20 protein-coding genes, 1 tRNA gene and 1 pseudogene are annotated in these 14303 nt (G+C 67.2%); 9 read left to right on the top strand and 13 right to left on the bottom strand.

The features are described from left to right. Window positions 1-56 precede the first annotated feature (56 nt). On the bottom strand, window positions 57-740 hold the full coding sequence (locus tag Mco01_RS20615) for a lamin tail domain-containing protein (protein ID WP_204058536.1): 684 nt from the start codon (window positions 738-740) through the stop codon (window positions 57-59). Between the two features lie 109 nt (window positions 741-849). Here Mco01_RS20615 and Mco01_RS40230 point away from each other — a divergent pair. Beyond that, window positions 850-1224 (top strand): annotated as a pseudogene (locus Mco01_RS40230) (DDE-type integrase/transposase/recombinase); the annotation flags it as partial. Here Mco01_RS40230 and Mco01_RS20605 read toward each other — a convergent pair. Continuing rightward, on the bottom strand, window positions 1199-1777 hold the full coding sequence (locus tag Mco01_RS20605) for a transposase (protein ID WP_372444894.1): 579 nt from the start codon (window positions 1775-1777) through the stop codon (window positions 1199-1201). The pseudogene Mco01_RS40230 and the gene Mco01_RS20605 sit on opposite strands and share 26 nt — an antisense overlap. Window positions 1778-2534: 757 nt before the next feature. Here Mco01_RS20605 and Mco01_RS20600 point away from each other — a divergent pair. Next, complete coding sequence (locus tag Mco01_RS20600) at window positions 2535-3716, top strand: cellulose binding domain-containing protein (RefSeq protein WP_204058534.1); 1182 nt, start codon at window positions 2535-2537, stop codon at window positions 3714-3716. A 466-nt stretch (window positions 3717-4182) separates the two neighbouring features. Here the strand turns inward: Mco01_RS20600 and Mco01_RS20595 are convergent. Both Mco01_RS20595 and Mco01_RS20590 read right to left on the bottom strand, forming a co-directional pair. Continuing rightward, window positions 4183-4255: transfer RNA gene (locus Mco01_RS20595), tRNA-Arg, on the bottom strand. 106 nt (window positions 4256-4361) lie between these two features. Then, window positions 4362-4820 carry a MaoC family dehydratase gene (locus tag Mco01_RS20590; protein ID WP_204058533.1) on the bottom strand — a complete coding sequence of 153 codons (459 nt, stop codon included), beginning with the start codon at window positions 4818-4820 and terminating at the stop codon, window positions 4362-4364. A 108-nt stretch (window positions 4821-4928) separates the two neighbouring features. On the opposite strand from Mco01_RS20590, the gene Mco01_RS20585 reads away from it, so the two are divergent. Continuing rightward, window positions 4929-6152 carry an esterase-like activity of phytase family protein gene (locus tag Mco01_RS20585; protein WP_204058532.1) on the top strand — a complete coding sequence of 408 codons (1224 nt, stop codon included), beginning with the start codon at window positions 4929-4931 and terminating at the stop codon, window positions 6150-6152. Between the two features lie 238 nt (window positions 6153-6390). Continuing rightward, window positions 6391-6519 carry a hypothetical protein gene (locus Mco01_RS39825; RefSeq protein ID WP_275410532.1) on the top strand — a complete coding sequence of 43 codons (129 nt, stop codon included), beginning with the start codon at window positions 6391-6393 and terminating at the stop codon, window positions 6517-6519. 35 nt (window positions 6520-6554) lie between these two features. On the opposite strand, the gene Mco01_RS20580 is transcribed toward Mco01_RS39825, so the two are convergent. Next, window positions 6555-7082 (bottom strand): DUF4142 domain-containing protein, encoded by a 528-nt coding sequence (locus Mco01_RS20580; protein WP_204058531.1) that lies wholly within the window; start codon window positions 7080-7082, stop codon window positions 6555-6557. Window positions 7083-7216: 134 nt separating this feature from the next. Beyond that, entirely contained in the window at window positions 7217-7594 is a 378-nt protein-coding gene (locus Mco01_RS20575; protein WP_239103770.1) for a VOC family protein, read from the bottom strand. Between the two features lie 99 nt (window positions 7595-7693). On the opposite strand from Mco01_RS20575, the gene Mco01_RS20570 reads away from it, so the two are divergent. Both Mco01_RS20570 and Mco01_RS20565 read left to right on the top strand, forming a co-directional pair. After that, complete coding sequence (locus Mco01_RS20570) at window positions 7694-8026, top strand: nuclear transport factor 2 family protein (protein WP_204058530.1); 333 nt, start codon at window positions 7694-7696, stop codon at window positions 8024-8026. 136 nt (window positions 8027-8162) lie between these two features. Next, window positions 8163-8594, top strand: a complete 432-nt coding sequence (locus Mco01_RS20565) for a DUF4304 domain-containing protein (RefSeq protein ID WP_204058529.1) — start codon at window positions 8163-8165, stop codon at window positions 8592-8594. Window positions 8595-8627: 33 nt separating this feature from the next. Here Mco01_RS20565 and Mco01_RS20560 read toward each other — a convergent pair whose 3' ends face one another. The 4 genes from Mco01_RS20560 to Mco01_RS20550 all read right to left on the bottom strand — a co-directional run bounded on the left by Mco01_RS20560 (window position 8628) and on the right by Mco01_RS20550 (window position 10770). After that, window positions 8628-9455: a MerR family transcriptional regulator gene (locus tag Mco01_RS20560; RefSeq protein ID WP_204058528.1), complete on the bottom strand. Its 828-nt coding sequence runs from the start codon at window positions 9453-9455 to the stop codon at window positions 8628-8630. Between the two features lie 87 nt (window positions 9456-9542). Beyond that, the gene (locus Mco01_RS20555) at window positions 9543-10139 is read right to left on the bottom strand and encodes a hypothetical protein (protein WP_204058527.1); all 597 of its coding nucleotides are present in this window, start codon (window positions 10137-10139) and stop codon (window positions 9543-9545) included. Window positions 10140-10287: 148 nt separating this feature from the next. Further along, the gene (locus tag Mco01_RS39820) at window positions 10288-10413 is read right to left on the bottom strand and encodes a hypothetical protein (RefSeq protein WP_275410530.1); all 126 of its coding nucleotides are present in this window, start codon (window positions 10411-10413) and stop codon (window positions 10288-10290) included. A gap of 60 nt (window positions 10414-10473) precedes the next feature. After that, entirely contained in the window at window positions 10474-10770 is a 297-nt protein-coding gene (locus Mco01_RS20550; protein WP_204058526.1) for a hypothetical protein, read from the bottom strand. A gap of 173 nt (window positions 10771-10943) precedes the next feature. On the opposite strand from Mco01_RS20550, the gene Mco01_RS20545 reads away from it, so the two are divergent. After that, on the top strand, window positions 10944-11228 hold the full coding sequence (locus Mco01_RS20545; RefSeq protein WP_204058525.1) for a putative quinol monooxygenase: 285 nt from the start codon (window positions 10944-10946) through the stop codon (window positions 11226-11228). Between the two features lie 147 nt (window positions 11229-11375). Continuing rightward, window positions 11376-11834, top strand: a complete 459-nt coding sequence (locus Mco01_RS20540) for a barstar family protein (RefSeq protein ID WP_204058524.1) — start codon at window positions 11376-11378, stop codon at window positions 11832-11834. A gap of 333 nt (window positions 11835-12167) precedes the next feature. Here Mco01_RS20540 and Mco01_RS40225 read toward each other — a convergent pair whose 3' ends face one another. The 3 genes from Mco01_RS40225 to Mco01_RS20525 all read right to left on the bottom strand — a co-directional run bounded on the left by Mco01_RS40225 (window position 12168) and on the right by Mco01_RS20525 (window position 13297). Next, window positions 12168-12473, bottom strand: a complete 306-nt coding sequence (locus tag Mco01_RS40225) for a suppressor of fused domain protein (RefSeq protein WP_204058609.1) — start codon at window positions 12471-12473, stop codon at window positions 12168-12170. Then, a complete protein-coding gene (locus Mco01_RS20530; RefSeq protein WP_204058523.1) occupies window positions 12470-12736 on the bottom strand; it encodes a hypothetical protein in 267 nt (88 codons plus the stop codon). The genes Mco01_RS40225 and Mco01_RS20530 overlap by 4 nt, the downstream gene beginning before the upstream one ends. 228 nt (window positions 12737-12964) lie before the next feature. After that, entirely contained in the window at window positions 12965-13297 is a 333-nt protein-coding gene (locus tag Mco01_RS20525) for a hypothetical protein (protein ID WP_204058522.1), read from the bottom strand. Window positions 13298-13556: 259 nt separating this feature from the next. Between Mco01_RS20525 and Mco01_RS40075 the strand changes: the two genes are divergently transcribed. Further along, window positions 13557-14201, top strand: coding sequence for a tyrosine-type recombinase/integrase (locus tag Mco01_RS40075; RefSeq protein WP_307825613.1), 645 nt, complete (start codon window positions 13557-13559; stop codon window positions 14199-14201). Window positions 14202-14303: the final 102 nt, after the last annotated feature.

Below are 14303 nucleotides of genomic sequence, written 5' to 3'. Positions count from 1 at the left end.
TGGCTTCGAGGCCGACGAAGAACAGGCCGTCGCCGTGGCCCGGATAGGCGCTTGGGTCATAGGCCGCGCCCCAGGCGGTACAGCGTGCCTGGACCGTTCTGCACCGCCCAAAGGACGCCGGGCGTCGAGCCGCCGGACGCCTCGTAGGCCAGGCCGCTCATGTTGGTACCAAAGGTGTTGGCGTCGTCGGCGACGGCCACTGCGGCACCGCCCGGCCAGGGCGAGGCGGAGGGGGAGGGGGAGGGGGAGGGGGAAGCCTGACCGGAGCAGTCGTTCGCCGCGCCCTTGGTGGATGTTGTGGTGGTGGCGAAGGAGCCGGTACCGTCCGGACACCTGCCATAGGTCGTCGCGGCGTGAGAGGTCCAACTGTAGGAATCCACCAGTGTGGTGCCGTCCGCCAGGAACAGGCGGGCGGAGTCCGCACCGCCCAGCCCGAAGACCGGATCGACGTCGAGCGCCAGGAAAGCACCGGCGGCCATGGTGGTGCCCGCGGGAATGGTGAAGACGTGCGTCTCGTCGTTGTCCTTGACGACCCAGCCGGACACATCGGCGGGGCTCGCGCCGACGTTGACGAGCTCGACCCAATCACCCGGCGTGCCGCCGTTGGACTCGACCTCATTGATCTTCACGGTGGACGGAACCTGATCGTCGGCCGAGGCGGGCGACACCGCGACGAGAAGCGGAACAGCGGTCAGGAACGCGATTACCAAAGTAATTGGCGCATGCCAATTCTTGCGCAACGTTGATGTCCTCTTCGCAGGTCCCCGCAGCAGACCACGGGCAGTAGTCGCTGAGAAGTGTCGGGCACCTTGGCAACCAGGACGCTAATGTTGAGCGAACGGTGGGTGAGTGCTCCCTGTGAATGTCGACAGTGTGACAAGGGAATTGCTTGACGGTGCCTGGCGTGTGCTTCCGACAGGGGACGTTGCCGTCAGGGGTCGCCGTCGGAATCAGCGGGACGATCTGTGCGCCCGCGAGCGCCGCAAACCCCGAGGGCTGACCACGGCCAGGAAACGGCCCGTGGCGGCACCTGATCTGGTACGGCGGCAGTTCACCGCGGTCGCGCCGGACGTGCTGTGGTGCGGGGATGTCACCGAGATCCCCACCGGTGAGGGAAAGCTGTATCTGGCCACGGTGGAGGACCTGTTCTCCCGCCGGATGCTCGGCTACGCCATTTCCGCCCACCACGACGCCGCCCTCACCGTCGCCGCGTTGCAGATGGCCGCCGCCACCAGGGGCGGCACCGTGGACGGTGTGGTCTTACACAGGGACCGCGGCGGCGAAAGCCGACCGCGACGGCGGCTTTCTTGTTGCCGCGCCTGCGGGCGATGCGCCGGTAGCGTTCGCCGAGGAAGGTGTCGGTGTGACCGGCTGTTACGGCTGCCTCGCCCAGAACGCGGGCCAGGTAGGAGTTGCCGGGACCAGTGGCACCCCTGCCTTTCTTCTTACCCGCCGACTTTTTCACTCCTGGTGCGAAGCGGGCCCAGGAGGCGAGGTGTTTGGCGGTGGGGAAGCGACTCATGTCCAGGCCGATCTCCGGAATGATTACCTGGGCTGCGATCGGGCCGATGCCAGGGATCTCATCCAGGCGTTCGACCGTGTCTGCGAACGGGGTGATCTGCTGGGCGATCGCGGCGTCGAGGACGGCGATGTCGGCTGGGCTTTCGTGTGGCACGGCCGAGAGGACTCGAACCCCTGACCTTCTGATCCGTAGGGAGAGACGCAGCAAGCAGCAGTAACGCCTGTGACCTGCATGAGGTTCATCGATACGCCCCATAGAGACCGTCCGGGGAAAGCATTGGGAATGATCAAGGTCCGGCCACCCCTCATGTCACCGGAGACTGACATGGGCGCGAACCCAGACGACCGTCAGGGGACATCTCGGATCAACGACTGATGGCCGGACCCGTTAACTGACCTTCCAATCAACCCGACCTGCGGAAAACGGGGCTAGCCGCTCTCACTGCCGAACAGCATCCGCTCGTCACGACGTGACAGATGCCTGCGATGTGTTTGAGGCAGCCTGCGTTGCGTCAATAGACGCTCCAGGAATCTGGTCCCGACCATCCTCAAGGTCACACGCAGCTGCTGACCGCGCCCGCATCTTCCTGGCCGACCGCCCACCGTGCGGCGTACACCTTGCGCTGTGGCCGATCACGGTCCACCAGCACTGAGAGGCCGGTCCGGGAGATTAAGTCCGTTCCGCCCGCAGCCCATGGGATCACCCTCACGTAGGGCGTCGCGTACACAATTCGAATCTGAAACGACACGGCCGCGATTCCGGACGACGACAGGATCTGACTTCACAGCGCGCCCGCGGCGCCCCATTGACCGTTCTCCCCCGAACGCTGGCACGAGGTTGTCCAGGCGCATCCAATGATGAACGCATGTCGATGATCGAATTCGTAGTATGGGACCGCCTTTGTTGAGAGTTCGCTTGTTGAAGCCGTCCCCCGGAGGCCCCAATGACCCACCAACCTGTCATACCTGTACCCGAGGCTGCCCCCACCCGGCCTCGTCCGCGTGCGCGCTCCGTGAGCGTCGTGCTCGCCATGCTGGCCGCCGTGGTCGCCGGCATCGGGCTGGTCGCCGGCACTGCCGGTGCGGCGACCATCCAGTCCGCAGTTCCCGCAGCGGCCACCCCCACGCCGAGCAGCACTGCAGGCGTCCTGCCGACCCCGAGCACGACGCCGACCATCTGCCCCACGTCGCCGACGGCGCTCATTCCATGGGGGACGGCGAGCCCAGCCGTGGCCAATGGCGACACCGTGCCGCCCACGCCGCACGGCGGGCCGGTCTTCACCGAGTGCGGACCGACCGTCGTGGTCAGCTGGGCGCCCGCCACCGACAACGTCGGCGTGGTCGGCTACTACATCCTGCGCAACATCAACCAGTCCGAACAGTTCTACCGCTACTTCGTGACGGGCACCTCGTTCGCGGTCAGCCACGTTGAGGGGCACGAGGTCTACACGGTCACGGCCGTGGACGCTGCCGGCAACGCCTCCGGACTTGGCCAAGCCACCACGGGATGCTGGTCGGCGTCCTGCCTGCCGCCGTCGCCGTCGCCGTCGCCGTCTGGTGGGTACCCGTACGGCTACCCCGGCAATCAGATGCTGACGGTCAACGGGTCAACCGCCACCGTGAGTTGGGCCAAGGCCGGCAGCGTGCCTGTCGTGAGCTACCTGGTCGGCCACCAGTGGTACGAGGTCGGCGGGACGGTCCACGCCGAGTTCGTCACCGTTCCGGGCACCACGACCAGCCAGACCCTCAGCATCGCCGCCCCCGGCCTCCACACTTTCTGGGTCAGCGCCCTGGACGCGGCGGGCAACATCTCGCCGGCGCCCAACACTCTCGACTACGGTGTCCCCGTGCCGAGCCCGACCGTGCTCCCACCCACCAGCTGCACGGTCACCTACACCATTAACAGCCAATGGCCCGGCGGATTCCACACCGACGTGAAGATCCTCAACACCGGCAAGACCACCGTCCACGGCTGGCGGCTCACCTTCACTTTCGCCAACGGCCAGACGATCTCCCAGATCTGGAACGCCGTCCAAGTCTCCAACGGCGTGTCCCCCACGGTCGCCCACGCCGACTGGAATCCGGACATCGCGGGCGGGGCCACCGTCTCCTTCGGATTCATCGGCACCTGGACCGGCACCAACTCGCGGCCCGTGGAGTACGCGCTCAACGGGTCGAAATGCTCAGCCGCCTGACCGGCGCAGCGGAGGCGCCGGCGCGCTGATCCGTCGGCTCGACGTCGTGGAAACGGATCGGCTCCGACCTGATTCTGTCGGGATCGATCTGACACACCCTGGGGTGCGATCCCGGCCGACCCGGCCTGGATCCCTGGCAGCCCTCACCGCAGTCGTCACAGACGCTAACCCGGTGGCCGCGCCTCCGGCCGACCCCCGGCGGGCCGCCTCGATAACCAGCATGCACTGACCGTAACGGGAACAAGCCCCATCGTCAGAGGAAAGCCGTCGAAACGTCAGGGACCGTCTGCGGCACTGGACCAAGGAATGGCACGGTGTGCTGTCGGCCTGCGAGACTCTGTGGGAAGGCATCGGGAAAGATCAACCGGAGTCAACGGCTGACGGCCGGACATAGCCGGACACCGGCAACTGATCTGGAACACGAGAAAGCCCAGGTCATCGGCTGATGATCTGGGCTTTCGTGCTGCGCGGCCGAGAGGACTCGAACCCCTAACCTTCTGATCCGTAGTCAGATGCTCTATCCATTGAGCTACGGCCGCAGATTGCCTGTCTCACCAGGGGGTGATCTGGCAACGGGTGTAACTCTACCAGACCCCACACCCCTGCTCGCGCCAATAATCCGGCCACCCGCAGGTCAAGTGGACCTCAGTCCTCCCGCACGAACAGGGAGAGCGTCTCGGCGATGCAGGAGGGCCGATCCGCGCCCTCGACCTCGATCGTCACGCGGAGGTTGGCCAGGGTGCCGGCGGGGGTGCCCTTGACGTCCACGATCTCGGCGCCGGCCCTGACCCGGGATCCGACGGGCACCGGGCGGGGGAAGCGGACCTTGTTCAGCCCGTAGTTGACGGCCATGCGGATGCCCTCGACCCGGAACAGCTCCTGCATGAACGACGGCACGAGCGCCAAAGAGAGGTATCCGTGGGCGATCGTGCCGCCGAACGGACCCTCCTTGGCCCGGTCGGCGTCGACGTGGATCCACTGGTGGTCGTCGGTCGCGTCGGCGAACAGGTTCACCCGTTCCTGGGAGATCTCGCGCCAGTCGGTGTACCCGAGGTGCTCGCCCTTGGCCGCCTTGAGCTCGGCGAGGTCCGTGAAGATCCGCATGTACGGCACCTTACGACAGGTGCCCACGCTCAACTCGTATGACTCTGGCCTCCTGCACGCGGAACGCTGTTGCACCGTCTGTCACGCGGCGTCCCTAACGTGCCCCGCATGAGACGACTTTCGATCATGCTGGGCGCCGCGGCCCTGACCGTGGGCCTGGCCACCCCGGCGATGGCTGATCCCAAGCCCGCCGACCCGAAGCCCGCCGACCTCAAGCCCGCCGACTTCGGCCAGGCGCGGCTGACCGGCTTCGCCGTCCTCCCGGCCGAGACGTACGTCCCGGGGAGCGAGCCGTCCGGGTCCGCGGCCGGGACCGCCCCTGTCAACGGGATTACGCTGCCCTTCCCGGGCCAGCCGGTGCAGGGCTTCAGCGGCGTCGTCAACCGGCACGACGGCACGTACGACGTGCTGTCGGACAACGGGTACGGCCAGAAGGCCAACAGCGCGGACTTCCTGCTGCGCGTGCACCACATCCGTCCCGACCTCAAGTCCGGGAAGGTCTCGGTGATCGGCGGGTTCAACCTGACCGACCCCGACCACAAGGTGCCCTTCGCGCTGACGCGGGCCGACCGGAAGCTGACCGGCGCCGACTTCGACGTGGAGTCGATCGTGCGGGCCTTCGACGGCACGTACTGGATCGGCGACGAGTTCGGCCCGTACCTGCTGCACTTCACGCCGTCCGGCCGCCTGCTGCAGGCCCCGATCCCGCTGCCGGGCGTCATGGCCCCGGAGAACCCGAACCTTAACGGCGGGCAGCCCAACATCCGCAGCAGCAAGGGCTTCGAGGGCATGGCCCGCTCGGTCGACGGCCGCCACCTCTACCCGCTGCTGGAGGGCACGGTCGACGGCGACACCCCGGGTGACCTGCGCATGTACGACTTCGACCTGCGCACCGGCACGTACGCGCCGAAGTGGCGGACGTACCGGCTGGAGGCCGCGGGCAACTCCATCGGTGACGCGATCGCGGTCGACGACCACCGCTTCCTGATCATCGAGCGCGACAACGAGCAGGGCGACGCCGCCAAGCTCAAGCGCGTCTACCTCGTGGACGGCTCCGACCGCGACCACGACGGCGTGATGGACAAGACCCTCGTGGCCGACCTGCTGAACCTCGTGAACCCCAGGAACCTCGGCGGCTTCGGCCCGGCGTTCCGGTTCCCGTTCCAGACCATCGAGGACGTGGCCCTGCTGAACGACCGGACGCTGGCCATCCTGAACGACAACAACTTCCCGTTCTCGTCCGGCCGTACCCCGGGTAAGGCCGACAACGACGAGTTCATCACCGTACGGCTCTCGCACCGGCTGAACGCGGACCCGCGCGCGCTCCTGTAGCCGCTCCCGAGGCCGGCCGCTTCCGGAGGAGGCCAAATGTGCGCATCGGCCCCCCGCGAGGGGGTGCCGGTGCGCACACTTGTCGTCGGGGGCGCATGCGGGGGCGGGGATGCGGTGATCGTCCGTGACCGATACATCTCCGTGCGTGATCGCCCCGAGGGGAAGGCCGGCCGAAGCCGGGGTATCTGCGGGGCATGGAGGCCGGCACGGGAAGAGGCCGTCCTGCCACGGGAGGACGATGAACGAGCGGGAGCCCCCCGGCAAGCGCTACCGGCTGCGCGGACTGGTCGTGGTGACCCTCGCCGGCCTTGCCTCATGGGCGCTCATCATCTGGCTGATCGTCAGGCTCCTGTCACGAGACGGGTGAGGGACGCCGCACGCCCCTCACCCCGGCTCGGACGGTCATCCGCCGCTGCCCTTGATGTTCTCCAGCAGGTCGAGATGGCCCTTGATCACGGGGCCGGCGTCCCGGGCGAGCTGCTTCACCTGCTCGGACGAGCCCTCCGACTGCTGCTTCTGGCCCGCCGCCAGGTCGGCGCGGTGGTCGCCGATCTCCTGCTCCACCCATGCCCGGTCGAAGGCGGCGCCGCTGTTGGCCTTCACCTTCTCGAGGGCGGCCTTCTGCTCGGCGCTCGGCTCGTCCGGCAACGTGACGCCGAGCTTTCCGGCGACCTCGGTGATCTGCCGGTCGAGCGTGGTGTGGTCGCGGACGAAGCGCTCGCCCGCGTCCTTCACCGCCTGGCTCGTGGCCTGCTCCTGGGCGGCCCGCCCCGCCTGGATCTCCGACAGGTTGCCCTGGTGGGCTTCGGTGAGGAACGTCCTGTCCTGCTCGCTTACCGTGGGCGTGGGTGCCGCTGCGGCCTGCACGGCCGTTCCACCGGCCGACATACCGGCCAGGACGGCGAGAAGGACGATGAGCCGTCTGAGCATGAGATCCCCCGATTCTCATCCGAACGGCACAATCACGACATTCATTGCCATTCGGGCACGACAGTTCGTAGGCGTCATACCCCGTGAGAACGCGTCCTCGCATCAGCGCTCGCCGGAGGCGATCTCCGCGCGGCTCAGCGCACCCAGAGGCAGAACGGGTGGCCCGCGGGGTCGAGGTAGACGCGGACGTCGTCCTGCGGCTGGAAGGCGGCCAGGGTCGCGCCCGCCTCGGCCGCGTGGGATCCGGCGGCCTCCAGGTCCTCCACCTCGATGTCGAGGTGCATCATCATCCGCTGCTCCCCGTCCCCGGCGGGCCAGGTCGGCCGGACGTACGCCCGCTCCCGCTGGAACGACAGCCCGGGCCCGCCGCCCTCCGGGCGCAACGTGACCCAGTCGGGCTCCTGGTCCCCGATGGGCCAGCCGAGAAGCCGCTGGTAGAAGGCCGCCAGGGCGTGCGGGTCGGGGCCGTCGAGAACGGTGGCCGTGAGGCTCATCCCCGGTCGTGTCCCCATGGCGTACGTCCTCTCGGTCGGCTCCCGGCGGCCCGCCACCTACCCTGGTTCCGATCACTCTCACCGCCGTACGCGATCCCATGCGAAGGGAGCTCGACCGTGACGAGCGCAGCCGGTAAGGTCGTCGCCCGCTACTTCGAGATGTGGAACACCGGGGACACCTCCATCGCGCCCGAGGTCCTCGCTCCGGACTGGCTCGACCACGCCCACCCCGAGGCCGGAGGGCCGGAGAGCGTGGCCCGGGCCGTCGAGCGGGTGCGGGAGACCCAGCCCGACCTGACCTTCCGGGTCGACGCCGTGCTCGGCGACGGCGACCTGGTCGCCGTGGTCGGCGCCGCCGGCCGGGACGGGGCCGGGACCCCCTTGATCTGGCTGGTACGGGTCCAGGACGACCGGATGGCCGAGATGTGGACCTACCGCAGGACCCAATAAGGGCTTCCGGCCGGCCTCGAGTCCATCGAGGTCGGCGTCCCCGGGCGCCTGTGGGACGGGCCGCTCGGGGATGCCGAGACCGGAGTAGGGGTCGTCCGGGGATCCCCGGCCGCCCGCCGGCCGGTTGAATGGTCGGGTGGCGACCGCGCAGGAAACCTTCCGCCAGATGCTCCGTGAGGACTTCGCCCCGGCGCTGCGAGAGCTCGGCCTCGTGGGATCAGGACCCTTGTACCGGCTCCCCCACGACCGCCACTGGGCGCTCCTGGGCTTCCAGAAGTCGGCGTTCAGCTCGCGTGAGCTGGTCAGTTTCACCGTGAACCTGAGCGTGGTGCCGAAGGAGCTGTGGGAGCGGGAGAGATCGGTACGGGGGCTGCCGGCCCGCCCGGCCGCGTCAACCTTCTACGGCCTGTGGATGTGGCACAGGCGGATCGGCCGCCTCCTCCCCGGCGACCATGACCACTGGTGGGAGGTGGGGACGGCCCCGGATCCCGCCGTGGTCGACGAGGTGCTGGACGGTGTGCGCGACTTCGCCCTCCCCGCGATGAGGCGTCAGCTCGACCGCCACTGAGCCGGCCGGCTTTTCAGCGGTGATCCCCGGCGGTCAGCGCAGCGGCAGGGCGAACTGGCTGTCCGGCCCCCGTCCCTCACTTGCCGGATTCGGGACGAGGACCAGCCGCAGACCGCCGGACGGCTCACGCCGCCGCTGCTGCGCCCACGCGGCCAGGGCCTCGACGGCGTTCACGGCCTGCGTCCCGGCCCACTGCCCCGGCGTCTCCTGGACGACGTACGCCTCCTGGTGCGCGGGCTCCGTACGGAGGGTGAGGTCCGGGAACCGGGCGGCGATCTCGGCGGCCTCGCCCTCCGGGACGGGCCAGCACCACTCGACCGGGCCGTCGCTGTCGCCGCTCACCTCCCCGTGGTAAATGATGAACGGCGCTCCCGCGATCCCCTCGACGCGCGGGACTCCGCCACGCCGGAGCCGGTGGATGAACAGCTCCCGCCCGGTCGGCACCAGGTCGTCCTCGTGGACCCGCCGGATCATGCTGAGCAGGCGGCGCGCGGGCATGTCGCGGACGTCGACCTCGTACATGGTGTGATCCTTCCCCTCGAGACGATCGACGAGGGAACCGACCAGGTCCCGCCGGGCGGCGTGCTCGGCCTCCGCCCCGGCCCAGTAGGACCGGATCTCCCCGGCGGCCGACGCCGGCTCCAGGGCCAGGATGTCCCTGATCCGGGCCAGCGGCACGCCGATCCGGCGCAGCGAGGCCGCCAGGCGTGCCGGGTCCAGCTGCGTGACCGCGTACCAGCGGTACCCCGTGCCGGGGTCGACATGGGCGGGCACCAGCAGGCCGAGCTCGTCGTACAGGCGCAGCGCCTTCGGCGACAGTCGCGACAGACGGGCGAACTCCCCGATGCTGACCAGGCTCATGGACGGCTCCCTCGTTCCGGGCGGCTGCCCGGGTCGCGACCACTGTGCGGCCTCCCCGAAGGGGAAGGTCAACGTGGTCGCCGGAGACTAGGCGGAACAGGTGAGGTAGAGGTCGGCCCAGGCCGTGTTCAGGAAGTCGTCGTTCTGGTACCTGACCCAGTACGAGGACCCCTGCTGGTCGTAGTCGACGACGCTGACGCCGGCGGGGTGCCGCTCCTCATGGCCGGTGACGCGGGAGTGGGTGGGCGGGCAGCTCACGGTGACGAGGGCGTCGCTGCCCGGGGCGATCGATGTGCTCTGCTTCAGCTCGACGCCGCTCAGGGGCGGCTGCGGCACGTTCGAGCAGAGGATCTCCAGCTTCACCGACAGGGTGACCTGGGGCTTGGCCTGTAGCGACTGGGAGTTGGTGAACGTCATCTTCACGACGCGGCCGTCGACCGTCAGGTTCTTGTAGTTCAGATACTGGGAGTTGTACGAGTCCTTGGTGCCAGACGAGACCGAGGTCTTGACCGGGTACGGGGCGGTCGAGGGGCAGATCTGGGACAGAGTGGTCGTGATGGTCGGGCCGATGGAGGTCGAGTTCCACACCACCACCGTGTTCTCGGCGAACGCGGGGACGCCGAACCCCATCAGTGAGGCGGCGGCCACCGCCGCGATCGCACCGGTCTTCGTGAGCGTGCGCATGCTTCGTCTCTCCTCGTTCGTCAGGCGTGTTCTTGTGCTGACGACGCTAGAGACCAGATCTTGGGACATTCTTGGCAAGATCATTTTGCGCGACTTAAGGGGCACTTGGGGTCGGCCGTGGGCCCGCGGCGCATGCCGGGCGTCGGCTCTACGGCTGGAAGATCAGATTGATCACGACGGTCAGCACGATCGAGAGCAACACGGACAGGACGATCATGGTCAGGCATCCGGCCCAGCCGCCCAGGAATCTGATCTCCGTGTTCCCGACGCGCATGCCCCCGGCACTACCCGTCGCCCACCAGGCGAAACTGCAGGCCACGCGGCCGGGCGCAGGTTACCGGCGCCGGCTCCAGATGTGGTGGGTCTCGAACGCGTCGGAGAGCTCCTGGGCGACCTCCGTCGAGCCGGCCGAGAAGAACCCGCGCTCAAGGATCGCCGCGGGCGCCGGCCCTCTGATCCAGTCGTCCAGGAGGGCGTACCACTCGGCACCGTGGGCGACGCTGAGGGTGTAGTCGTTCATGAGCCACGCCATGTGACGCGCCGCCGCCTCGGTGGTGGTCGACTCCCATACGGACAGGTAGGGAGCCAGGTCGAGTTCCAGGCCGTCCGCGATGATCTCGATCAGCGACATGACGTCGACATCACGCGGATAGTGGTTCAGGGTGTGCGCCCACCAACCACTGCGGCCCACCGAGAGGTTTCCGCTCGTTACCGCCCAGCGTCTCGGGACTACTACGTCTGTCCGTGCCGATGGCCTGATCTGCACGCTGCGGTTCTGTCGTTGGCGGATTGTACGATGCCGACGTGATCATCATTTCCGGATGGCTCAGTGTGGACCCCGGTGTTCGTGACTCCTACCTTCAAGGCTGCATCAGCGTGGTCGAGCAGGCACGAGCCTCGTCCGGCTGCCTCGACTTCGCGCTCAGCCCCGACCTCATCGACGCCGGGCGGATCAACGTTTACGAGCGGTGGGAATCCGGAGAGACTCTCGATGCCTTTCGGACCGCAGGACCGAACGAGGACCAAACAGCGATGATTCGCGACGCGAAAGTATTTCGATACCACATCAGCGAGGTCGGCCCCGCCTGATACAGCCGCTTCTAACGAGCAGCCCAACTCCGACGTAACTGATGAGCCCTCATGCTCACCGAGACTGTCACCAGTCGCGGACGATGACGTCCTGTCGGTCATTCCGACCGACCCGGCTTCTTTGAGCCATTACGGAAGGTATGCCCGGTGAGTGTCGAGTGGGTCGATGTTGAAGAGCTGATCGCTGGGTTGCCATCTCCGCCCTACCTCGTTCCGAAGAGAACGACGGCCGGCATGGTTGCAGCGCTTGCGAAGGCCGGCTTCGTGCTTTGTGAGCTCGACGGTCGCCTGATCAGCTCCCAGGAGGATCTTCTGGAGGAGGTCGGCAAGGCGCTGGAGTTCCCCGACTACTACGGCCGCAATTGGGATGCCTTCAACGATTGCGTCAGGGACCTGCCGGAGTGGGGGAAGCCTAAGGTTGCGGTCGTCTGGCACGACAGTGATCTTCTTCTGCGCCGTAACGTTCACGACTTCGTGCGTTCAGTGACGCTCATGCATCGCATAGCTGAGAGCGCGAGCGCCATCCCGTTCGAGAGTGGCGATCCCCATCTTCAGCTGGAGATCTTCTACAGCGGAGAGTGGGAGGCGGGTGATTCGAGGCCGTAGATCCCGGAGAGCATCGACTCGTCTATGAATACGAGAGTTGGTCGCAACGACAACTGCGACCCTCAGGGCCCTGGAGATCAAAAGCCCCTCTCGCCGAAGCCGGCGAGAGGGGCTTTGAAGTGCGGAGGCTCGGGGATTTGAACCCCGGATGGGCTTGAGACCCAAACCGCATCAGCAGCTCGGATCATGGCAGTCCCGATCAGTCCCACCTGGAGCAACGTGCTCGGCTGATCTATTCGGAACGGCATGGTACGGCGCTGAACTGCAACCCAAACTGCAACCCGAGCCGGGTGGTCACGTGCGGCTCCGGATGTCGTCCCTTCTCGTGAAGCGTCAGGCGACTGACGGCCGGTGAGGGTTGGTGTAGTCAATTCGCTTCTCCTCGCAGAGCGATTCGAAGGCTTCCAAACCGGCGTTCATAATGAGGTCGCGTTCCGCCGGGGTGATCGGCAGGAGCCATAGGATGCGGGCATGGCCGCCATCCCACGCGCAGACCTCGAAGTCGGGGCCGAAGGGGTAGGGCAGGCTGATCAGATATCGGTCACACGCCGAGCCAGCGAACCACGGCCGTCCGATCGGGACGACATGACCGTGATCAAGGCGCTGGTGAGGAGGGCCGGCGTGGTAGTAGGCGTTCAGGTCATCGACTCAAGATGCTGCCAGTCGTCGGTCCGCGCGGTGAGGACGAACTCCAGGCCATGCCCGTCGGCCGAGGCGATGTCGGCGCACCCTGAACTTACGTAGGTCCAACCACCGAATCGCGGCCCCGGCCCGATACGGAAGATCCGGAATCCCGGGATCCGCTCCCCGATGGGGCCGGCGACTCCCGGCAGGCAATCGACCAGGTGTCCGCGGAAGAAGTCCTCCAGGTGGTTCCGCAGGGCGTCGTGGGCTTCGGCCACATCAGTCCTCTCATCGTTGGCACAACTGGCACACACCCAGCCTCCGATTGTCCTGTCTGCCTCGTGCCCCTCCTTAGGACCGCTGACGAGAATCAAGTCCGCGCTGTCAGCTTGGGAATTGCATGGAGCACAGCCTGTAGGGGCGCTGACCTGGGCGCGGGGCCGGTCATGAGTGACCGTGGTTGCCCCCTCGTCACCGTGCTAAATGGCCCGCTAATGGTCCGCCGATCAGTCGACTGTTCGGCCGGTCCAAGGTGCTGGCGGCATGAGGGCAAGGGCGGCCAGAGCGAGGATTCTTAGGCGCTCCCAAGTGGGATGGCACTGCAATCCTGCGGCGCTCCAGGGCTCTGGGCCCTCCTCGGTAAGGTCGTTAGTGAGTCCGTCGATCTCGTCGAGGTAGCCCGCCACCTCGTCGCTGATCCACCCGGCCTCCCGCGACTGCCAGGAAGGTTGATAAGCGCCGTCGAAATCGAGGGCCAACTCGTCCGGGCACAGCACCGACCCGAGCCACTCGATCTGGTCGGAGGCTGGCAGCGCCAGATGAGTCAGGGCCTCACGCAAGAGCCTCCAATTGCCCTGGGCAAGTGCCTCTTGCTCGTCTGCATGCCGCACACTTTCATCCTGCCGCAGGCGCACCCCGCCGGAGGCATAACGAGCCTGGAAGGGGTCAGTGGATTGTCTTGCAGAGAACGACGTTTCGTGCTTTGGTCGCTCCAGACTTGGTCGGCTCTGTTTTCGTGAGGATCATCTTGTCGTATAGCTGGTCCCATTCTCCGCCGCGTATACGGTCCCACTCTTCGGTAGGTATGACTGCGTCGGAGTGGCATGTGGCTTCGTATTCCGCATCCGACACCCAGGAGACGGAGGGTGTAGATGCTGCGGTGACCATCAGCGTCAACAGAGCTGCGGGGGCAGCAAGGATGTGTCTAACCGATCTGGTCATATCTGTTCAGCCTTCCGAGATCCGGCTATCAGATCATGCCGGAGCGGCTGGGCGGTAAATCGGAGCGGTGCGACGCCGGCGGTCGGCGCGGTGGCTTGGTACGGCGCGGCAGATGTGCGGCGAGCGGCCCGAGCCGCTGCCGGCCGGGACCGGCCTCCAGGCCGCACGCCCGGACGGCGGGCGGGCGAGGGGCCGCAGTGCGGCGGCGCGGCGCGCCGCCGCCTTGACGACTACCGGTCCAAGACTGGGTACTGGATCATTCCGCTGCTCGGCCGTCACCGCCTCGACCGGCTCGCCCCTGAGCACCTCGATAAGGCGCTCCTGCGTCAGGCCGGGGTCAGGGAGGCCCGCCTCCATGACGCTCGGCACACGGCTGGGACACTCCTCGTCGAGCAAGGCGTCCACATCCGGGTCGTGCAAGAGATCCTTGGTCATGCGCGGGTGACGACCACCGAGCGTTACACCCACATCGCCAGTCCCCAGGTGAAGGACGCTAGCGAGCGCATGGGCGCCGCCCTGTAGGGCGAGGACTGAAGAAGGCAATTGCAACTAGAACTGCAACTAGAGGCCCCGTGGAGATCAAAAAGCCCCTCTCACCACGACTGGCGAGAGGGGCTTTGAAGT

It is taken from the genome of Microbispora corallina (assembly GCF_016863035.1).
GTDB classification, from domain to species: domain Bacteria; phylum Actinomycetota; class Actinomycetes; order Streptosporangiales; family Streptosporangiaceae; genus Microbispora; species Microbispora corallina.
The sequence above is the reverse complement of the archived record's forward strand: the minus strand, read 5'-3'. Positions and strand labels throughout refer to the sequence as shown.